This window comes from Corynebacterium sp. CQ3829_602738, assembly GCF_054478435.1.
This window is the reverse complement of the sequence record NZ_CM137003.1, coordinates 355,973-376,236: the sequence shown is the minus strand read 5'-3', so window position 1 is coordinate 376,236 and position 20,264 is coordinate 355,973. Positions and strand designations below refer to the sequence as shown.

The 20,264-nt window shown below is 65.8% G+C and carries 20 protein-coding genes and 2 pseudogenes; 7 read left to right on the top strand and 15 right to left on the bottom strand.

The annotated features are described in order from the left end of the window. Positions 1-18: 18 nt before the first annotated feature. From ACX1NL_RS01690 to ACX1NL_RS01675, 4 genes are read left to right on the top strand one after another with little or no spacing between them, the layout of a single operon-like run. A complete protein-coding gene (locus tag ACX1NL_RS01690) occupies positions 19-255 on the top strand; it encodes a tudor domain-containing protein (RefSeq protein WP_239355888.1) in 237 nt (78 codons plus the stop codon). A gap of 46 nt (positions 256-301) precedes the next feature. Then, a complete protein-coding gene (locus tag ACX1NL_RS01685; RefSeq protein ID WP_311389723.1) occupies positions 302-1,225 on the top strand; it encodes a metal ABC transporter substrate-binding protein in 924 nt (307 codons plus the stop codon). Continuing rightward, positions 1,222-1,947, top strand: a complete 726-nt coding sequence (locus ACX1NL_RS01680; RefSeq protein ID WP_034997179.1) for a metal ABC transporter ATP-binding protein — start codon at positions 1,222-1,224, stop codon at positions 1,945-1,947. Before ACX1NL_RS01685 ends, ACX1NL_RS01680 begins: the two co-directional genes overlap by 4 nt. Continuing rightward, entirely contained in the window at positions 1,944-2,867 is a 924-nt protein-coding gene (locus tag ACX1NL_RS01675) for a metal ABC transporter permease (RefSeq protein WP_051106251.1), read from the top strand. The genes ACX1NL_RS01680 and ACX1NL_RS01675 overlap by 4 nt, the downstream gene beginning before the upstream one ends. Here ACX1NL_RS01675 and ACX1NL_RS01670 read toward each other — a convergent pair. The 10 genes from ACX1NL_RS01670 to ACX1NL_RS01625 all read right to left on the bottom strand — a co-directional run bounded on the left by ACX1NL_RS01670 (position 2,768) and on the right by ACX1NL_RS01625 (position 12,449). Then, positions 2,768-3,445, bottom strand: a complete 678-nt coding sequence (locus ACX1NL_RS01670) for a metal-dependent transcriptional regulator (RefSeq protein ID WP_038609549.1) — start codon at positions 3,443-3,445, stop codon at positions 2,768-2,770. The genes ACX1NL_RS01675 and ACX1NL_RS01670 overlap by 100 nt on opposite strands. A 32-nt stretch (positions 3,446-3,477) precedes the next feature. Further along, positions 3,478-4,701: a glycosyltransferase family 4 protein gene (locus ACX1NL_RS01665; RefSeq protein ID WP_269952421.1), complete on the bottom strand. Its 1,224-nt coding sequence runs from the start codon at positions 4,699-4,701 to the stop codon at positions 3,478-3,480. A 68-nt stretch (positions 4,702-4,769) separates the two neighbouring features. Continuing rightward, positions 4,770-5,180 (bottom strand): DUF3592 domain-containing protein, encoded by a 411-nt coding sequence (locus ACX1NL_RS01660; protein WP_458898457.1) that lies wholly within the window; start codon positions 5,178-5,180, stop codon positions 4,770-4,772. Continuing rightward, on the bottom strand, positions 5,177-6,793 hold the full coding sequence (menD, locus tag ACX1NL_RS01655) for a 2-succinyl-5-enolpyruvyl-6-hydroxy-3-cyclohexene-1-carboxylic-acid synthase (RefSeq protein WP_458898456.1): 1,617 nt from the start codon (positions 6,791-6,793) through the stop codon (positions 5,177-5,179). Before menD ends, ACX1NL_RS01660 begins: the two co-directional genes overlap by 4 nt. Further along, a complete protein-coding gene (locus ACX1NL_RS01650) occupies positions 6,794-7,339 on the bottom strand; it encodes a hypothetical protein (RefSeq protein WP_458898455.1) in 546 nt (181 codons plus the stop codon). It abuts the gene before it with no gap. Between the two features lie 68 nt (positions 7,340-7,407). Beyond that, positions 7,408-8,988: an SLC13 family permease gene (locus ACX1NL_RS01645; protein ID WP_458898454.1), complete on the bottom strand. Its 1,581-nt coding sequence runs from the start codon at positions 8,986-8,988 to the stop codon at positions 7,408-7,410. Continuing rightward, positions 8,973-10,001 (bottom strand): o-succinylbenzoate synthase, encoded by a 1,029-nt coding sequence (locus ACX1NL_RS01640; RefSeq protein WP_458898453.1) that lies wholly within the window; start codon positions 9,999-10,001, stop codon positions 8,973-8,975. Before ACX1NL_RS01640 ends, ACX1NL_RS01645 begins: the two co-directional genes overlap by 16 nt. A 7-nt stretch (positions 10,002-10,008) precedes the next feature. Continuing rightward, entirely contained in the window at positions 10,009-10,281 is a 273-nt protein-coding gene (locus tag ACX1NL_RS01635; RefSeq protein WP_458898452.1) for a FeoC-like transcriptional regulator, read from the bottom strand. After that, positions 10,281-12,215, bottom strand: coding sequence for a ferrous iron transport protein B (gene feoB / locus ACX1NL_RS01630; protein ID WP_458898451.1), 1,935 nt, complete (start codon positions 12,213-12,215; stop codon positions 10,281-10,283). Before feoB ends, ACX1NL_RS01635 begins: the two co-directional genes overlap by 1 nt. Then, on the bottom strand, positions 12,216-12,449 hold the full coding sequence (locus ACX1NL_RS01625; RefSeq protein ID WP_458898450.1) for a FeoA family protein: 234 nt from the start codon (positions 12,447-12,449) through the stop codon (positions 12,216-12,218). 72 nt (positions 12,450-12,521) lie between these two features. Here ACX1NL_RS01625 and ACX1NL_RS01620 point away from each other — a divergent pair. After that, positions 12,522-12,617 (top strand): annotated as a pseudogene (locus ACX1NL_RS01620) (1,4-dihydroxy-2-naphthoyl-CoA synthase); the annotation flags it as partial. 8 nt (positions 12,618-12,625) lie between these two features. Here ACX1NL_RS01620 and ACX1NL_RS01615 read toward each other — a convergent pair. Beyond that, positions 12,626-12,745, bottom strand: a pseudogene (locus ACX1NL_RS01615) (o-succinylbenzoate synthase); the annotation flags it as partial. Positions 12,746-13,438: 693 nt separating this feature from the next. Then, positions 13,439-14,230, bottom strand: a complete 792-nt coding sequence (locus ACX1NL_RS01610; protein ID WP_194560160.1) for a hypothetical protein — start codon at positions 14,228-14,230, stop codon at positions 13,439-13,441. Between the two features lie 398 nt (positions 14,231-14,628). On the opposite strand from ACX1NL_RS01610, the gene ACX1NL_RS01605 reads away from it, so the two are divergent. Further along, complete coding sequence (locus tag ACX1NL_RS01605) at positions 14,629-15,561, top strand: 1,4-dihydroxy-2-naphthoyl-CoA synthase (protein ID WP_085956856.1); 933 nt, start codon at positions 14,629-14,631, stop codon at positions 15,559-15,561. Here ACX1NL_RS01605 and ACX1NL_RS01600 read toward each other — a convergent pair. Continuing rightward, positions 15,558-16,922 (bottom strand): M20 family metallopeptidase, encoded by a 1,365-nt coding sequence (locus ACX1NL_RS01600; RefSeq protein ID WP_085956857.1) that lies wholly within the window; start codon positions 16,920-16,922, stop codon positions 15,558-15,560. The two genes, ACX1NL_RS01605 and ACX1NL_RS01600, sit on opposite strands and share 4 nt — an antisense overlap. A 166-nt stretch (positions 16,923-17,088) precedes the next feature. On the opposite strand from ACX1NL_RS01600, the gene ACX1NL_RS01595 reads away from it, so the two are divergent. Beyond that, positions 17,089-18,111 carry a hypothetical protein gene (locus tag ACX1NL_RS01595; RefSeq protein ID WP_269952428.1) on the top strand — a complete coding sequence of 341 codons (1,023 nt, stop codon included), beginning with the start codon at positions 17,089-17,091 and terminating at the stop codon, positions 18,109-18,111. A gap of 7 nt (positions 18,112-18,118) precedes the next feature. Here ACX1NL_RS01595 and ACX1NL_RS01590 read toward each other — a convergent pair whose 3' ends face one another. Beyond that, positions 18,119-19,534: an ABC-2 family transporter permease gene (locus ACX1NL_RS01590; RefSeq protein WP_458898449.1), complete on the bottom strand. Its 1,416-nt coding sequence runs from the start codon at positions 19,532-19,534 to the stop codon at positions 18,119-18,121. Next, positions 19,531-20,232, bottom strand: coding sequence for an ATP-binding cassette domain-containing protein (locus tag ACX1NL_RS01585; RefSeq protein ID WP_239307138.1), 702 nt, complete (start codon positions 20,230-20,232; stop codon positions 19,531-19,533). Before ACX1NL_RS01585 ends, ACX1NL_RS01590 begins: the two co-directional genes overlap by 4 nt. Between the last annotated feature and the right edge of the window lie 32 nt (positions 20,233-20,264).

Below are 20,264 nucleotides of genomic sequence, written 5' to 3'. Positions count from 1 at the left end.
ACTTTATTATTCGCCGGTATGGGACTTGATGACTCCAACATGGGCGCATGGCTCGAAGCCATCGCATTGTTCGAGACCGCACGCGAAGGCGACTACCTCGCGTCCGCGCGGCTCGTGCGCTCGAGCGCCAACCCGGAAGACGTCACGCTCAACCTGATGCGGCTGCTCGCCGTCTACCTGCGCGACGAATCCCCGGAAAAGCTCGACCGATTCATTGCCACGTCCCACCGCGTCGGCCCGCCGCCGCTTCTCTAACCGCACGGAAAAGAACACAGAAGAACACGGAAAGAAGAGGACCAACATGCTGAAATCCAAGGTGCTCGCACTCGCCGCCACGGCTGCGCTAGCCGCCGGCCTGGCAGGCTGTTCGCAGGACAGCACCGACGCCGCAGGCGACAAAGACACCCCCGTCGTGCTCACCACGTTCACGGTGATCCAGGACATCGCCTCGAACGTCGCTGGCGACCACCTGCGAGTGGAGTCCATCACCAAACCCGGCGCGGAAATCCACGGCTACGAGCCCACCCCGGGCGACATCTCGCGCGCCTCCGACGCCGACCTGATCCTGGACAACGGCATGAACCTGGAAAACTGGTTCTCCCAGTTCGTCGCCGACCTGGACGTGCCCCACGCCGTGGTCAGCGAAGGTGTCGACCCGATCGACATCGCGGAGGACGCCTACGCCGGCAAGCCCAACCCGCACGCCTGGATGAGTCCGGTGAACGTGCAGAAGTACGTGGACAACATCGTCGACGCGTTCAGCGAACTCGACCCGGAGCACGCCGATGATTTCAAGGCCAACGGCGAAACATACAAGCAGGAACTGCAGGCTGTGCAAGACGAGCTGGAAACCAAGCTCGCCGCTGTCCCCGACAAGCAGCGCGCCTTGGTCACCTGCGAAGGTGCGTTCTCCTATCTGGCTCGCGACGCGAAGTTGACCGAGCGCTACATCTGGCCGGTCAACGCTGAGCAGGAAGCCACCCCGCAGCAGATCGCCGGCGCGATCGAGTTTGTGAAGGAAAACAACGTCCCGTCTGTGTTCTGTGAATCCACGGTCTCTAACGCGCCGATGATGCAGGTCGTGAAGGCCACCGGCGCGGAGTACGGCGGCACCCTCTACGTCGATTCGCTTTCTGAGGAAAACGGTCCGGTGCCGACCTACCTGGATCTGATTCGCCACGACACGAAGGTGATCATCGACGGTTTGAACGGGGGCAAGCAGTGATCCCCGCAATCGCGGTTGACGATGTTGCGGTGCGCTACGGCGACGTCGTCGCGCTCGACGGCGCAACTTTGAGCGTCCAACCAGGCCGTATCTGTGGGCTGATCGGGATGAACGGCGCGGGCAAATCCACGCTACTCAAGGCGATCATGGGGTTGGTCAAGCCGGATCGCGGCACGGTTCGTATCAACGGCATCGACCCCATGCGCGCCCGCAAGACGCAGGTGCTGGGCTACGTCCCGCAGAGCGAGGACGTGGACTGGCAGTTCCCGGTCACAGTGCGTGATGTGGTCATGATGGGCCGCTACGGCCACATGGGCTTTACCCGCCACGCGCGTGCGGAGGACATTGCGGCTGTGGATCGCGCGCTTGAGCGCACCCACCTTGAGTCGTTCGCAGACCGCCAGATCGGTCAGCTTTCGGGTGGCCAGAAGAAGCGTGCCTTCATCGCCCGCGGTATCGCTCAGGGTGCGAGCATCATGCTTCTCGACGAACCCTTCGCCGGCGTGGACAAACATTCCGAGGCCACCATCACTGAGCTGCTGCGTGACCTCGCGGCAGAAGGCACCACTATTTTTGTGGTGACGCACGACCTGGTTGCCTTGCCCCAGCTCGCGCCGGAGACAGTGCTGTTGAACCGCCGGGTGTTGATGCACGCCCCGACTGAAGTGGTGTTAGAGCCGGACAATTTGGTACAGGGCTTCGGTATGGGGGTGTCAGCATGATTGCGCTGCTTACGGAGCCGTTTGGGTACGAGTTCATGATGCGTGCGCTTGCGACCTCGCTGGTGGCGTCGATTGTCTGCGCGCTGTTGTCGTGCTGGCTGGTGTTGGTTGGCTGGTCGCTGATGGGCGATGCGGTAAGCCACGCTGTCCTGCCCGGCGTGGTGCTGGCCTACATTCTGGGCGTGCCGTTTGCCGTCGGCGCGGTGGTGTTCGGGTTCCTTGCGGTGGCACTGATCGGGCTGGTGCGCGATACGTCCCGGGTGAAGGAGGATGCGGCCATTGGCATTGTGTTCACCACCATGTTCGCGCTGGGGCTCGTGCTCATTTCGGTAACCCCTTCGCACACGGATCTGAACCACATCATCTTCGGCAATCTGCTTGGTGTGTCCCGTGGGGACCTGCTGCAGGTGGCCATCCTGGGAGCGATCGTGTTGAGCGTGCTGGTGCTCAAGCGGCGCGACTTCACCCTCTACGCGTTCGATCCCACCCATGCACACGCGATTGGGTTGAATCCGCGCCTGCTCGGTGCGGCCCTGCTGGCACTGCTGGCGCTGACGTCAGTGGTGGCACTCCAGGCCGTTGGCGTGATCCTGGTGGTGGCGATGCTGATCATCCCGGGTGCGACCGCCTACCTGCTCACCAACAAGTTCGGCACGATGCTGGTCATCGCCCCGACCATGTCGGCAGCGTGTGCAATCGTGGGGTTGTACTGCTCCTACTACCTGGACACAGCCTCTGGCGGCATGATTGTGCTCGCCCAAGGTGTGGTGTTTGGTGTGGTGTACCTGTTCGGCCCGCATGGGGTGCTGCGGGGTCGTCGTTACGCATCCACGCGCACGAAGACGGAATCCGTGGCTTCCTCGCCGAGCGGCACCGCCTCCGCCGCGCCGGCAAGCCGGACCGCGACCGCGCCGGAGTAAGGGGCACCCTCTCCCACCTCGAGGGTTGCGCCGACGACGAGCCCGTGACTGTCGAAGAATTGCAGCAGTTTCGGGTCGTCGTCGGCAATGCGTTCAATCGTGGCCTTCTGCCCCGGCTGCACGCCGGTCAGTGGGACGGCCTCGGGGGCATCAACACGCCCGCTGGCTGAGGGGATGGGGTCACCGTGGGGGTCGCGGCTGGGGTAGTCCAAAAACGCGTCGATGCGGTCGACCATAAAGTCGCTCACCGAGTGCTCGAGGTTTTCGGCCTCGTCGTGCACCTGGTCCCAGGTGTAGCCCAACGCCTCCACCAAAAACGTTTCAATCAGGCGGTGGCGGCGGATCATCGCCACCGCGTACGTGCGGCCAGTGTCGGTCAGCTCGACGGCGCCGTAGGGCTTGTGCTCCACCAGGCCCTGCTCGCCGAGTTTGCGCACCCCGTCGGAGACGGTGGATTTGCGCAGTCCAAGGTGCTTGGCCACTGACGACGGCGTCACCGGCGTATCTGACCACTCCGAAAGCGCCCAGATGCCTTTGAGGTAGTTCTGGGTGCTGGTGGACAGGTCGCCGACGGACATGCTCGCCACTCTACTTGGCGGCGCGCATGCGCCTACGCGGTGTCGCCGCGCCGCGCTTGCCTGCGGGATTGGCCTAGGCGTGCCGGTGCCCAGCGCGGCAGGGCCACGTCGCGGCCGAACAGGCTGACCACCTTGCGCTCGTAGGAGTCCAGCACCTCGGTGTAGTAACCCAGCAGCTGGTCGCCGAGTGCGGCCCAGGTCTTGTCGGCCACGGACTCGCGGGCGGCGGCCTGCAGGGTGGCGTGGCGGACGTCGTCGAGGATCCAGCGCGCGGCGTCCGGCAGCTCGTCTTCGAAGGTGTCCACCTCAAGCAGCAGGCCGTTGTCTCCGTGCTTAATCAGGTCGATGGGGCCGCCGGCGCGCGGGCCGATCGTCGGCACGCCCGAGGCCTGCGCCTCCTGGATGGCCTGGCAGAACGTCTCAAACTCGCCGGTGTGCACGAACAGGTCCAGCGACGCGTAGGCGCGGGCGAGCTCCTCGCCGGACAGCGCGCCGGTGAACACGGCGGAAGGCAGGGTCTCGGCAAGGCAATCCCGCTCCGGGCCGTCGCCGACGATGACGAGTTGGACCGCAGGGTCGTCGACAAGCGGGGCAAGGCGGTGCACCGACTTCTCCGCGGCCAACCTGCCCACGAAGCCGACGATCTTCTTCTCGCCCGTGGGATCCCACATGCGGCGCAGCACGTCGGAGCGCTTTGCCGGATTGAACAGCTCGGTGTCCACGCCGCGGCCCCAGTGGCGCACGTTTTTGATGCCGTGGGACTCGAGCATGCGGATGTAGCTCGACGACGGCGCCAGCGTCATCTCGCTCATGTTGTGGATCGTGCGCGTCCAATCCCACGCCAAGTTCGCCACCATGGGCAGGTGGTACTTGGTGGCGAAGCCGGCGACGTCCGTCTGGTACAGCGCCACCGCCGGCACACCGAGCTGGCGCGCCGCGAACACGCCGGCCCCGCCGAGGACGAACGGGCTAGCCAGGTGGATGATGTCCGGCTTGAACCCGGACAGCGCCGCCGCGACGGTGGAGGTGGGCACGCCGATCGGCAGCGAATCCACCAGGGGGACCATGACTGTGGGCACGCGGACGATCTCGAAGCCCAAGTAGTCGGGGATCTCGTCCTGGAAGTCGCGCGCGCCGGGTGCGACGACCATCGCCTCGTGGCCTTCGCGCTTGAGGTGCTCGAGCACGCGCAGCACCGAATTGGTCACTCCGTTGACGTTGGGGAGGAAAGACTCCGCCACGATTCCCACTCGCATATCAGGCACTCTCCCACTGCAATTCGAACTTGCCACCAATTCTGGTTGAACCGGACATGAATTTTTTTCTACCCCTCCGGCACCCACCGGCCCACGGCGAACCAGGCCCCGGCGGCGACGAGCGTGACCACAGCCCAGGTGGACAATGCGGGCAGAAGCGCCAGCGCCCAGCCGCGGCCTTCCACCTTGACCAGGTCAGGGTCGGTTTTGTCGTAGGTCACCCACACCTGCTGCCCCTCCCCTAGCCCGGTCGGGTACAGCAGCCCGCGCGGCGGGGAGACCAGCTGGCCGTCTTCGGTCTGGTACTCCACAAAGGTGCGCATGCGCCCGGCTTCGGTGACTATGGCGGTGCCGCGGCCGGGGTTGGCCTGGATGCGGGCGTCGTTGAGCGCGGGACCTGCGACCATGGCCACGCTGCCGAGGGTGGCAAAGGCGTAGAGCGCGAGCACCACCTGGTGCGCGCGGCGGCGCCACCTCATCGGTTCAGGCGCGCCGCCAACGCTCGGCGGGTGGTGCGTGTGGTGGCGGCCTCCACGACGGTGATCGGGCTCGGCTGCGCTTCGAGCTCCAGCAGCACCTCGTTGAGCTCGGCGAGGGCGTCGGCGCGCCGGTAGTCGGCGCCGTACGCTTCCGCCAGCTGCTCGATGTCCGCGCCGTGCGGCGTGCCGAAGACCCGCTCAAACGCGCCGCGGAGGTGATCCGCACCCGGCTCGAGGGCTTCGAAGATGCCGCCGCCGTCGTCGTTGGCCACCACGATGGTGAGGTTGCCCGGGCGCGGCTCGTCGGGCCCGATGAGCAGTCCGTTGGCGTCGTGGAGGAAGGTCAAATCCCCCATGAGCGCGACGGTGCGCGGTGCGCGGATCTCGTCCGGGCGCAGCGCCTGGGTGGCCAATGCCACGCCGACGGCCTGGGAGACGGTGCCGTCGATGCCCGCAGCACCCCGGGCGGAATAGGTGTCCACGCCGTCGAAGGGCATGCCCACGAACGACGCGTCGCGCACCGGGTTGGACGAGCCGAGCACCAGCGTGTCGCCCACGCCGAGGGTGTCGCACACCGCGGCGGCGACGTGCAGGCCGGTGAACCCGAACTCGTCCTCCGTGAGCGCTTGGCGCACGGTTTCGGCGCCGACATCGCCGGCGGCCTCGCAGATCTTCAGCCACGTGTCCGTGGGCTGGCCGGTGGCGTTGACCCGCGAGCCGCGCTTATCCGGCTGCCCGGTGAACGTCTCTGTGCGCGAGATGCCGACGACCTCGATGTCCGGGTCCGCCAACAACGCCATCACGTCGCGGTGCAGCGTCGGGTGGCCCACCACGATGACCTGCTCCGGCTTGGTGTCGGCAGCGAAGTCGCCCCCGTCGTGGGAGATGGCCACCTCAGATTGCGCGAAAAAGCGCGCGGCCAGCGGGTGCACCTGGTGGAACGGCGTGGGCGCGGTCGGCTCAGCGATGGTGGGCACGTGCTCCAGCCCCGGCACCTCCCAGGCCTCGTCGCCGGCAATGACCAGGGTGTTGCGGGTCAGGTCCACGTCCACGACGCCGTGATCCTCCCAGCCGCGCGAGCCCTCGAGGGCACCCGGCCCGACCCGGCGCGGCTGCCCCACCGGTTCCGGCAGCTGCTCCGGCACGAGCGGGGTGTCCAGGGCCACGTTGATGTGGACCTGGGGGGTGGCAAAGGAGGCTGCGTGGACGTCGTCAAGCGATTGCACCTGCTGCGTCTCGGCGTAGCGGCTGAAGATGCCCTGCTGCCAGATGGTCTGCGACGCGCCTGTGCCGACGAGGCGCTCCGGGCGGTCCGCGCTGATCACCGCGAGCGGGGTGTGGGACATGTGCGCCTCAATCACCGCCGGGTACGCATTCGCCACGGCGGTGCCGGAGGTCATCACCACGCCGACGTGGCGGCGCTGCACTCGTGCCAAACCGAGGGCGGTGAAGGCAGCGGAGCGCTCGTCGATACGCATGTGCACCCGCACGTCGCGGCGCGCGAGCAGCGCGTATGCCAGCGGCGAGTTGCGCGAGCCCGGGCTCATGACCACATCGGTGCAATGCTTGGCGACGAGCTCCGCCACCGCCGCCGCAATCTCCATAGCTGCCATCTACTGCTCCTGTAGGTACTCGTCCGCGCCGCCGCGCAGCTGGTCCAGAATGTCGCGGGCGCCGTCGCGGATCTCACGCTCGAGCTCGCCCGGATCCGGTGCCGGCACCGGCTCCGTCGGCTCCAGTGTCGCGGTGGGGTTGTCCCGGTCCCGGAAAATGGACGGGAACTTGGTGGTGGTCTCCGTCTTCGTCTCGCGCTCGGTGGTGGTTTGCACGATGGTGCTGGTCTCCGTCACCGGCGGCTTGTCCGCCTCCGCGGCGGCGCCGCGCCACAGCACGGCCAGCACCACCGCGGCGATGAAGCTCAGCGCCGCGAACACGCCGAGCGCGATCGCGCCCGCCGAGGTGCCCTTCTCCGGCTCTGGCTCGTACCCGTTGTCGTAGTACGGCTGCTCGTAGGCGGGCTGAGCGTAGTGCTCCTCGTAGCGCGACTGCGGCTGCGGTTGCTGGTACTGGTTTTGGGACTGGTCCGGGAAGTACTGCCGGGGTCGCTCGCGGCGCGGCTCGCCACCCTGGGGGCCGTACTGTCTCGTCTCGTTATCCATGCGAAATACACTAGCGCGCCCCGCCAAATGCTCTTGACGGGGCGCGGAGGTGTCGGGCTTTAGAGGCTTTACAGCACCAGCCCGAACACCGGCACCGCGATGAAGTAGGTGGCCAGGGTGATCAGCACCATGGCAATGGCGTTGAGCCAGACGCCGCCCTTGATCATCTCGCCCATGGTGACGTAGCCCGACGAATAGGCAATCGCGTTCGGCGGGGTGGCCACCGGCAGCATGAACGCACAGGTGGCGGAAAGTGCCACCGGGATGGCGAGCAGCATGACGTTCATCTCCGTGGCGTCGGTAAGCCCGATGCCCACTGCGACGCCGCCCATGATGGGCAGGAACGTCGCCGCCGTGGCGGTGTTGGAGGTCAGCTCCGTCAAAATCAGCACGAGCGCGGCGACGGCGAGGATGAGCAGGAACGTCGGCAGCGAAGACAGGCCCTTCGCCTTCTCACCGATCCACAGGGACAAGCCGGTCGCGGTGAACATCGCGGACAGGCTCAACCCGCCGCCGAACAGCAGCAGCACGTCCCACGGCATCTCGTTGGCCGTCTCCCAGTCCAAAAGGCGCTTGCCGTCGGACTTGCCGGGCACGATGAACATGAGCAGGCCGGCGATGATGCCCACGATGGCGTCGTCGTACGGGAAGGTCCAGCCGAACTGGTTGATGCCCAGCGGGATGAAGATCCACGCCAGGGCGGCCACCAGGAAGATCACGCCGACGGCGGCCTGGGGGAAGGTCCAGGGACCGAGCTTTTTCAGTTCTTCGTCGATGAGCTCGCGTCCGCCCGGGATGTTGTCCACCTCCGGCTTGAACACGGTGATGAGCACCCACCACGCGATGAAGGTAAACAGCACGGCCACCGGCAGGCCCACCAGCATCCACTCGCCGAAGCCGATGACGATGCCGTGGGCCTCCTCCATGTAGCCCTTGAGCAGCGCGTTCGGCGGGGTGCCGATGAGCGTTGCCAGCGAGCCAATCGACGCCGAGTACGCGATCGCCAGCATCAGCGCGGTGGCGAACTTCTTCTGGTTCTTCATCCCGCCGACGGTGTCGGCGGTGAGCATGAGCACGGAAGTGCCGATGGGCAGCATCACCACGGCCGTTGCGGTGTTGGACACCCACATGGACATAAACCCGGTGGCGAGCATGAAGCCCAAGATGATGCGCTTCGGGGACGTGCCCACCACCTTGACCACCATCAGCGCCAGGCGGCGGTGCAGGTTCCAGCGCTGCAGGCCCAGCGCCATGAGGAACCCGCCCATGAACAAAAAGATCGTCGCGGAGGCGTACGGCGAGGACACGTCCTTGAACGGCGCGACTCCCGCCAGCGGGAACACGGCGATGGGCAGCAGCGCGGTGGCGGCCAGCGGGATCGCCTCCGTCATCCACCACGCGCCCATGAGCACGGTGGTGGCGGCGACGATGCGCATGGTGTCCGCGGAGTACTCCACGCCTTCCTTCGCGCCGGAGGACTGCGCGACGGTCTCCGCCGCGCCAGAGGGGAAGAAGATGTAGACGAGCACGGCCAGCACCACACCGGTGATCAGGCCGATGAGCTGGCGGCGCCACTCGCCGGGTTCGGGCGCTTTGGCCAGGTCGCCGTCGGAAAGCGCGGCGGATTCGTGGATCACGGGAGTCGACATGGGCGAAAGGTTAGCGGACACCCCCTGATTCCCACACCCGTTTCCGGAATTACACCCGGATTCGGGGGGCACTGATTTAGCACCTCTACGCAGGCGCGGACGCGGTCGAACCACCATTCGCGGCGCGTCGCTGGCGCCTGCAGCGCGTGCAGCCTGTCCGGATCGGGGGTAGTGCGAGTCACCGCCATGCGCCCGTTTGTGATCTCCCGGGGCTCCGCGACGTCTTCAACAAACAGCCGCTGCGTGGCCAGCCCAGCCGCGCGCGAGCCCGCAAGCTTCGCGGCCACCAGCCCCGCGTCCATCCCGACGGCGGTATCCAACGCGCTGGCCACGGTCACATCGAGGTCCAAGTCGCGGGCAATGCGCAGAAGCTTATCGACACCACCTAACGGCGCGACCTTGCACACCGCCACATCAGCCGCCTTAAGTTCGGCCACGCGGTACGGGTCCGCGGCGCGGCGGATGGACTCGTCCGCAGCGATCGGGGTCTGGGTGCGTCGCCGAACCTCCGCGAGTTCCTCCACGGTGGCGCAAGGCTGCTCGATGTACTCCAGCTCGCCGAGCTTCTCGGCGGCTTCGACGGCCTCATCGACGCTCCAGCCGCGGTTGGCGTCCACGCGAAGGGTCGCGTCGGGGCGAAGCTGGCGGACGGCGTTGACGCGCCGGAGATCGTCGTCAAGCGACTGCCCCTTCTCCGCCACCTTGATTTTGAAGGTGGAAACGCCGGGGTAGCGCGCGAGCACCGGCTCGACGTCGGCGACCGCCGGGATGGTGCCGTTGACCTCGACTTCGCCGTGCGCTTCAGGCAGGCCGGTAAATGCCGCCTCGATGCCGGCGGCGAGCCACGCGGCGGATTCCTGCGGACCGTATTCGGTGAACGGGGAGAATTCGCCCCAGCCGGCGGGGCCGTCTATGAGCAGGGCCTCGCGGGTGGTCACGCCGCGGAATTTCACGGCCATGGGCAGCGCGACAACGTGGGCGCGCTCGAGGATCTCGTCGGCGGAAGGCAGCATGGGTGTGTTATACACCGGGCCGGGTGCCCAACACGAGGGCGACGGGGCCCTTCGGCCGATCCGCGCACGTCATCCCGCTGGAGGCGGCGGCGATGCAGGATCCGCAATCCCCTCCCGCGCACGAGGACCCAAGTTCCTCCAGGGTCAAGCGGCCGGTGCGCTCAAGGTGGTGGATCACCGCGTCCACGGTGGAATCAGTCAGACCAGTCGTGCGGCGGATCTCGGCGCGGGAGCGCGCGCCTTGCTGGATAGCGGCCATCACCGCCTGCATCGGCCGCATTAGAACCACACCTTCAGCAGCTGGAACGCCACCACAGCCAAACCCCAGGCAAGCGCGAGTTGGCCGACTAAGCCAAAGAGGGTCCATTTCCATCCGATCTCCCTGCGCTGCGCGGCAAGTGTGGCGACACACGGGGTGTACGCCATGAGGAAAATCATGTACGCCCACACCGCCGCGACCATGTGGCCGCCGGAAGCCTCGTCGAAGTCGGCTCGCACCGCTTCAGCGAGGTCGGAAGTGCCTTGTTCCTCCGGCTCCAGTTCCGACGGGTCCTCTAGCGCGTAGGTCTGTGCCCAGGTGGAGATTACGGCCTCTTTGGCCAGGAACCCGGTGACCAACGGCCCGGTCAGCGACCAGGAGCCGAAACCGGCGGGCTCGAAGATCGGAGCCGCGGCACCGGAGACCGTGCCGTATACCGAGTCCTGTGGCGCGAGGTCTTCGTCGCCCCAGCTGTAGCCGGCAACCGCGGGGGTGGACTGCAGGGCCCAAATGACCACAACGGTGGCGACGATAATGCCGCCGGCCGTGTTGAGGAAGCCCTTCAGCCGCATCCACATGACGGTCAGACTCAGCCTGGCGGTGGGCATCTGGTACGTGGGCAGGTCGATGACCAGCGGATCGGAGCCCATTGTGCGCCACAACGTGGTCTTCAGCAGTAACCCGGCAAGCACAACGAGCGCGATGGATATGACGTACATCGCGAACACCACCAAGCCCGCACGCTGCGGGAAGAAGGTCTGCGCGAGCATGACGTAGACCGTCAACCGCGCCGAGCAAGAGGTGAACGGCACGAGCAGGGCGGTCAGGAGGCGCTGCTGCGGTGTGGCTAGCACACGGGTTGCGGAGATCGCCGGCACATTGCAACCGAAACCGACGATGAGCGGGATGAACGCTTTGCCCGGCAGGCCGATCGCGCGCATCAGCCGGTCGGCCACCACCGCGGCGCGGGCCATGTAGCCGGAATCCTCCAACACGGCCAAGCACAGAAACATCAGGGCCATAAGCGGCACGAAGGTGAGCACCATCCCCACCCCACCGATGAGGCCGCCAACCACCAGACCTTCCACCACGGGGTGCCCGAGCCCGACCGCATGAAGCGCGGCAGTTGCCCAGCTCGATACCGGGCCCGTAAACAGCGCGTCGAGCGCGTCCTGCATCGGCGCGGCGACTGTAGTGGTGATCTGAAAGACCGCGAACATCGCTGCGAGGAAGATCAGCGGTCCGGCAACCGGGTGCAACACGAACCGGTCGACGGTCTCCGTCAGAGTGTCGCGCTGCTCGTCGCGCATGGTGGCGGCGGCGATGGCGTTGTCGATGAATTCGAAGCGCTCCTCGGCTAACTCAAACTCATCACCCACCCCCGCCTCCCGCGTCGCTTCCCCAGGTAGAAGCAGTTGCTTAGCGACGACCCCAGCAACCCCACCGACATCCCTCCTGCGCGGATCCAGCGCCACCACCGGCAGCCCGAGTTCGCGCTCCAGCGCCACCGGGTCCACTTCAAGGCCCTGACGGCTAGCGACATCCCCTTTGGTCAGCACCACCACGACGCGGTACGGGTGCTCCGCCAATTGCGTCACCAGGTACAGCCCACGCGCGAGGTTTGAGGTGTCCACGGCCACAAGGACGAGGTCGGGTCGGTCGTGGAGCGTGGGGTCGTCGATAAGCAATTCGCGCGTGAGCGCCTCATCGGGGCTGACCGGGTCGAGTGAGTAGGCACCCGGAAAGTCAATGATGTTGTACGTTGCACCCGGTGCGCGCCAAACTCCACGGGCGACCTCGACGGTGGTGCCCGGGTAGTTGCCCACGGATGCGCTCGCGCCGGTCAGCGCATTGAAGAGGGTGGATTTGCCGGCATTTGGCGCACCGACCAACGCGAGGGTCGGGGTGCCAACGGGTGCATGTTGCGCGACAGGGGCGCCGTGACAATTCGACATTTATGCCGCCTGCCCCTCAGCGATGGTGATTAAACGCAGCGTTTCTTTGCCCAAGGCGTAGTGGGAGCCGCGGACTTTGATCACGCGGCCGCCGCCCGCGGTTTTCTGCATGACGGTCACTTTCGAGCCTGTGCGCAGACCCAGCTCGCGGAGGCGGCGTGCCGTCGGACAGCCGACGTGCGCGATGGTGGCGTTGTGTCCCACTGGGACGTCAATAAGCACATGTTCTTCCATAACGATCATGTTAAAGCAAGGCTTGCCTAACTAAAAGCATTTTGGGGAAACTAGTGGCCTACCATTACCCCCATGCAGTACTCCACCGCCCAGCCCTTCGACCCCAGCCAATGGCGCGAGGTTGAAGGCTTCGATTTCACGGACATCACCTACCACCGCCACGTGGGCAAAATGCACCAGCCGGCGGGGCCGTCGATGAGCAGGGCCTCGCGGGTGGTCACGCCGCGGAATTTCACGGCCATGGGCAGGGCGACGACGTGGGCGCGCTCGAGGATTTCGTCGGCGGAAGGCAGCATGGGTGCTTTATACCTCTTTATAGGTTGGGGTAGTTATAAAGAGTTATAAAGCAGGCGCATCGGCCAGTTCGCAGGACACTGCCCATCAAAGCAAAGCCGCCTGACTAGAAATGTCCGTGAGTACGATTACCCCATGCTGTACTCCACCGCCCAGCCCTTCGATCTCGCGCAGGGACCAACGGCAGGCAACATAACACTATGGGTCCTTTCAGTGATTCCGTCGAGGTCAGCACAGTTGGAATAACCTGCGACATCGTGAAGGCCCTCGCGCACACGCCCCATAACAATTGATTACGGCGCGGCATCCTCAGCCCATTTATAGAGACGCCCGCTGCCTGCAACGAATGCGTAGAGAAGAATCGGATAGAGCAAGGAAGCCGCAGAAAGTCCCCCCTGCCAAAACCCGATGACACCGGGGATGTACGCCGCAAACAATGGAGCAAAGGAACTGGGCAGAAATCGCCTGGGCTTCGTGCGGGAATACCTGGGAACCAAATAGAAGAGGGCTCCAAACACAATTACGGCTGCGGAGATGCCCCAACAATATTCAGCTGCAGACTGTGCATTGGTAATGCACGAATAAGCCAAGCCCAACGCGGGCACCGTCAGCGCGACCAGCCACGAGAGATTGAGGCCCCTCTCCCGCCTAGTGAGCCTGGCAGAGTGAAGATTTGCTCCAGAGATCGGCATCAGCTAAGCACATCCCTGCGTGTAGTGTTCCGGAGTTACTCCTAACGATGGAGGAGAAACGCTGCCCGTAGCGCCAACTTTGAGCGCGAGACATTTGTCCTGCGCCACCGCCGCTGTTGCCCAGACGGTCACGTTAACACTATTGTCTGCCCACCACGCCCCTAATACCTCGCCGAACGGGGGCGGAACCAGAACCCAGAAAGGTGAAATTGCTGCCCCCGCTGCCGATGAGGCAGCCATTCGCCGAGTTTCTTCCTTGCTGAAGTAAATATGACCGCTGACAATCCCCCAATTCACGCGGGGATCGGCTTCAATGGGATAGGCCACGTCGGGTTGATTCACCTCGACAACTTGGGTGAACGTATCGCCAGCGACTTCGTAGTGGGTGGGGAGCGCCTTTCCGGCAGCGTCGCGCGCCCACGGAGCGTCAATGAGCGCCACATCAGATCCGTCAACTCGGACGAGTAGAGCGCCACTGTTCCGATCGACATGCAGGTCAACCTGACCATCCGCCTCTACCCTGAACGACTTTTGATGTTCCTCTACGGGCGACTCAATACTCCACTCGAGTTGCACCCCCGAAGGAGTATCGATCTTCTCCCCGATCCCACCTCCCGAGGCATTCCGAATTGTAATGCTCTTTGCGGATGGAGAGACGCTACGCGCAGCGTCACTGTTGTTGTTCACGGTTACAATCTGATCTGAGTCGGTGACGTCTTTAGCATTCGCCTTTTCGGTCACAAATCCGCCGGAAAGGATCACCGAAACACTGAGACTTGCGAGCAGTTTCTTCATGGACTACTCCTTGTGTCGACGCGAATCCAATACTCACGCATTGAATTAGGGCTGTCCCCAAAACCAGGGACTGCGAACTCCCTCTCCGAAGAGTCGGCCACTCGACTTAGGTTCTCCAGCCAAGAGGCTAGAACCCACATCCCGCGGGCGCAACCCGATTTTGAAAGTCGGCACTAAAGTAGATAAGAATTGCGTGAGTTTGCGCACGGGTGAGAATGATGGAAGGTATCGTCCGCACCCTTTACACGACAGTGGTGACGCCGTAAGCAAAAACCGACGCGAGCGATGTCGGAAAGGCCGTGGTTTTCACGATTACCCCCCGCCTGAGGTAAGCAATACCTAACTTCGGATTTCTCCACACTTCTGTTGTGAAATTGGCGACACGTAGGATGAGCCGCATGAGCTACTCCACCGCCCAGCCCTTCGACCCCAGCCAGTGGCGCGAGGTCGAGGGCTTCGATTTCACCGACATCACCTACCACCGCCACGTGGGCGACACGCGTGCCGACGGCACCGTGCGCATCGCGTTCGACCGCCCCGAGGTGCGCAACGCGTTTCGCCCCCACACCGTGGACGAGCTGTACCAGGCGCTCGACCACGCCCGGTGCGACCCGTCGGTGGGCGTGGTGTTGCTCACCGGCAACGGACCGAGCGAGAAGGACGGCGGCTGGGCGTTTTGCTCCGGCGGCGACCAGCGCATCCGCGGCCGCTCCGGCTACCAGTACGCGGGCGGCGAGACGGCGGAGACCGTCGATGAAGCGCGCGTGAAGGCCGAGGGCGGGCGCCTGCACATCCTGGAGGTCCAGCGTTTGATCCGCACGATGCCGAAGGTGGTCATCGCCGTGGTGAACGGCTGGGCGGCCGGCGGCGGGCACTCGCTACACGTGGTGTGCGACATGACCATCGCTTCGAAGGAGGAGGCCAGGTTCAAGCAGACCGACGCGGACGTGGGCTCCTTCGACGCCGGCTACGGCTCGGCGTACCTTGCCAAGATGGTGGGCCAGAAGTTCGCCCGCGAGATCTTCTTCCTGGGCCGGACCTACTCTGCGGAGGAGATGCAGCGCATGGGCGCGGTGAACATCGTCGCGCCGCATGCCTCGCTTGAGGACGAGGCGATCCAGGTCGCCCGCGAGATCAACGGCAAGTCCCCCACCGCGCAGCGCATGCTGAAATTCGCGTTCAACTTGGTCGACGACGGCCTGATGGGCCAGCAAGTCTTCGCCGGCGAGGCCACCCGCCTGGCGTACATGACCGACGAGGCCGTCGAGGGCCGCGACTCTTTCCTAGAGAAGCGCCCGCCGAACTGGGAGGAATTCCCCTTCTACTACTAGGGCTGCTCGGCCGCGCCGGCGAGCAGCTTCTCGACGGAGATCGCGCCGCCGGCGAGGCGGAACTCCTCCTGCGCGTCAGCGAGCAGCTGGGGGTCGTTGAGGATGTCCGCGATGGTTTGCGCCAGCCCGACCGCGGCGTCGAACGCGCCCTCAAACGCCTGGTCCGAGATCGCCGCCGCGGCGAAATCAGTGGTGTGCAGCGCGGTGCCCTCCGGCGCGATCTTCACCAGCGGATGGATGCCCGGAACCAGATGGGACACGTTGCCGAAATCGGTCGACGCGGCCTGCGAATCCGGCAGGGTGCCCGCCGGAAGCACGTCTCTTCCGCGTGACGCTTGCGTCGCACCCCACCGCCGAGCAAGCGTCGCGTTGTTGCGGACAGGCAGCGACATCGGATGTTCGTCCCACTGCGCATCTACGGTCGTGCCCGTCATCAGGGCCGCGCCTTTGAGGATGTCCTCCACGCGCTGGCTTAAGTCCATCAGCGTCTCGGTGTAGAGCGAGCGGACGTACATCTGCAGGGTGGCGGTCTCGGGGATGATCGAGGCGCGGGCTCCGCCGTCGGAAAGCACTGCATGCAACCTGTCCGAAGGCGGCATCTGCTGGCGCAGCAACCCGCACGCTTGATAGGCGAGCGTGGCCGCGTCGAGGGCGTTTCGCCCCATGTACGGCTGCATCGAGGCGTGCGCGGGCACGCCGGTAAACGTCGCGGTCAGGGTGCGGCGCCCCACCCACACGTGGGAGACAAGGTCGTAGGAAAACGGGTGGACCATCACCGCGCAATCGACGCCGTCCAGCATCCCGCCGCGGATCATGTACTCCTTGCCGGTGTGCCCCTCCTCCGCGGGGGTGCCCAGGAACACGATCCGGCCGCTGCCGCTTCCCACGGCACCGAGGAAGGCCCCCACCCCAGCGGCCGCAATGACGTTGTGCCCGCAGGCGTGGCCGATGCCGGGAAGCGCATCGTACTCGGCCAGCACGGCGACCGTGGGATGCACCGTCGAGTCGTAATCGGCGCTGGACCATTCGGCCCGCACTGACGTCGATACGCCATGTGCACCGCGTTCCACCTGGAACCCGTGGCGTTCAAGAACCCCGGCGATCACCGCTTGCGCGTGGTGCTCTTCAAACGCCTCTTCCGGGTGGGCGTGCAGGTCGCGAACGATGTGGTCGAGGTCCGCGCGGACCTTTTCCACCCGCGCCTCCGCGTCCTCCCAGGACTGCAGGTGCTCAGGGCTTCTGGTCCCAAGGTTAAAGTCCGGCTCCGCCTCCGCGAGCCGGTCCTGGACGGCTTCATCCATGCGCTCCAAGAACGCGCTGGAGGGGGCGGTCGGTCGGGCGGGTGGGTCGAAAGTAGACATTGGTGCTCAGCAGTGATCTTGTCGAAAAGGACATTTCGGCCGACGGTAACAAAAAGCCCGCGCACCACGTCGGAGCCAATTCCCCCGCTACTATTAGACACCTGTACGGGTATTTCAGGGCGCTTCAAGGTCCGCGGGTTACGCTCCGGGCATGTTGAGACGAACGATGACAGCCACAATCGTCGCCGCCTCGCTGACTCTGGCCGCGTGCGACGGAAACATTCCAGACACCCCGACCGCCGCTGATGCCGCCGATACCTCCGCGGAGGCGGCACCGCCTGCTGATGCCCCCGCCCCTGCTGAGCCTGCGACCCCGCCCGCCGACGATCCCGCTGCCGACCCTGTCGCGCCGGTTGCGGACGAAGACAACCTCCCCGCGCCCCCGCCATCGTCGGCGGTACCCAACAAGCGCGACGCGTACGCCGCAGCACTTGCGGACCCGGCGCAATACTTCGCCGACCAGGACGGCCTCGACGGCACGTTCACCTACGACCTCATCGATGTCGACGGCGACACCGAGCTCGAGCTGCTCCTGCGCGCCGGTAAGGAAGGCCCGGCACCGGTGCGCGTGCTGCAGCTTTTCGACGGCACCCTCACGGCCACCGCCGACTACCTGGTTGACGCCGCCGGCACCTACCCCACCGTGTTCACCGCCGGCGTGCAGCCGGGACTGACGCAATACGAAACGGACGGCACGACGCTGACCGCGACCCAGTTCGAACTGCACGGCAACCGCCTGGTCAAGGCGTTCGGCCCGGAGGAGACCGTCGTGGGCAACCCGCTGGACGACGTGACCCTGATCCACTGGACCCCCACCACCGACACCGCGCAGCTGGCGGAGATGGACCAGCCCGACCCTCTGAACGTGCCGCGCGAAGGCACCATGAAGCAGGTCTCGGACATCTCGGAGCTCAACGACCAGTCCTACCGCGTGCAGTTCGGCACCCGCGACCGCGGCGGCCGCATCCCGGTGACCTACCCGGACCTCGGCTGCGCAGGTCTCCTCGAGCCGGTGCACGCCTCCGCCGGCGCAGAGATCCAGGACGGTTTCCGCGAGAACATCACGGAAGGCACCTGCGACAACGGCGGCACCTGGCACTTCTCCATCAACGACTCCCGCGAGCGCGCCACCTACAACGCCCCCACCGGGCGCTACCACGCGGAAGGCCCGCTCAACCGCGCCGGCTGAGCGCGGCTCAGCGCCGAACCGGGCGCATCCCGCGCAGTACCCGGAGCAGCACAACCACCACCGCGGCCAGCAGAATGGCGCCAACCGCGAGCGCAACCCACCCCCGCGGGCCAGTGGCGGTCACGGGCCAGGCGGGCACCGCGGCGATCCACAGGAAGGACTCCGCCAGCACGTCACCGCCGATGGTGGCAGAAACGATCGTGACCAGGATTGTCGCCGCCAGCGTCCACATCACGCCGAAGCGCACAGTCACGGCGAGCGCGGCGAGGGTGAGGACGGTGCCGGCAATCACGGCGAGCACACCAAAACGCGCGCTCCCAGCCACCACACCCGCGAGCAGGCACACAAGCGCAACAATGCTGGTAAACCAGCTCATCAACGCGACGCCGACTCGCGGGTGCTCGACTTGCATCAGCGCCCATGCCGGGCGGATCCGCGGCCACACAAGCGTGGGCAATACGCCTGCGCCGACCGGGAGGATCGCGTACGCGAACAGCGCCTGGCGCACGTCCGCCGGATAACGTGTGGCAAACAGCAGCACCAGGGCGGTCAGCACTAGCACCATGCTTAACGACGGCATCCGCCCCGCCCTCGCAACCCCCTTCCACGCGGACACAAACCCGGTGCGCGCGGGCCTCGGCATGGCCGGCCCAGCAGGCGCGGGCGCAACGACTTCGTGGGTGGTGCGACGCCTAAAAATGGGTCGCGTGCGGCGCGGAGTGAGCACGGCAGCGGCGAATCCGGCCGCGGCTAGAAGCAAAGTGAGCGCGAGCGCAGGAAACGGCGACTCGCCGGCCATGGGCGAGGTGTCCTCCAGCGGCAACAGGTTGAAGTGCATCTCCATCGTGGGCAGCGCCAAGCGCGCAGGCCAGGCGCCGGGGTTAAGCCACCACCAGCTTCGCTCCACGAAGTACCCGAACTCGATGGTGAACACGAATGCGGCTACGAGCGTCGGCAACAGCCCAACACGGCGGGTGGCCGCGGCTGCCAGGCCTGCCGGGCCGAGCATGCCGAGCCACACAAACGCAGCGACAAGCGCGACTTTCGCAGCGCCGTCCAGGCCGAACACCAGCGCCGCCGCAACGGGCACCACGAAGTCCAAAATGACGAACACGGCCAGGGCCAGCCACACCACTGTGACGCGGGCGGCGCGGGTGCCCGTGGAAGAGACGGGCCGCCAAAACGTGCCACCGGCGCGGGAGTCGCGCTCGCGGTTTTCAGCCAGTCCCGCAAACAGCGCCGCAACGGGAGCGGCCATGCCAGTGACCAGAAGCCCCTGGGGATACAGCAGGGACGTCGCGGAGCCGACATCGCCGACCAACGAAAAAGCAGTCAGCAACAGGCCAAGAAGTAGCCCAGCTCCTGCGAGCCACCACAGCGTTGAGCCTTTGGCGCGGATCCATTCGGCGCGAAGCAGACTCATTTCCTGCCCCCTGCGGTCAAGCGGAAGAAGGATTCCTCCAGGTTCGGGCCCAGCTCCGCAAGTTCTCCGGCGAAACGGACGTCGCCGCCGGCGATGACGGTGGCGTCGTCCGCCATGTGCAGTACCTCGCCCAACTGATGGGAGCTGACCAGCACAGTGCGCCCGGCGCGGGCGTAGTCCTTCAGGTAGGCGCGCAGGTGGGCGATGCCCTCGGGGTCGAGGCCGTTTTGGGGCTCGTCCAAAATGAGCACCTCCGGCTCACCGATGAGCGCCTGCGCCAGCGCCAACCTGCCCTTCATTCCGGTGGAGAAGGTGCCCGCCTTCTTCTTGCCTGCGCCCTGCAGGCCGACGAGTTGGAGCACCCGGTCAGCCTCCGAGTCGGGCAGGCCGAGCAGCGTCGTGTGCACGCGCAGGTTGTTGCGCGCGCTCAGGTGGCTGTAGAAGGCGGGGTCATTGATCGAGGCGCCCACGTGCCGCAGCGCCTCGCGGGTGAACGGCTGGCCCATTAGTGTCACCTCGCCCGCGTCGGGTTGGATCAGGCCAAGCAGCACCGACATCAGCGTAGATTTCCCCGCGCCGTTTGGCCCCAACAACGCGTGGACACGGCCCGGGGTGGTTGTCAGTGAAATATCGCGCAGCACCTGGTGCCCGCCGAACGAAACTGCGACACCGCGGCAGGCGAGTTGTGTATCGGTCATGCCCCCATCGTCCGCGGTGAGCGAGCCTCACA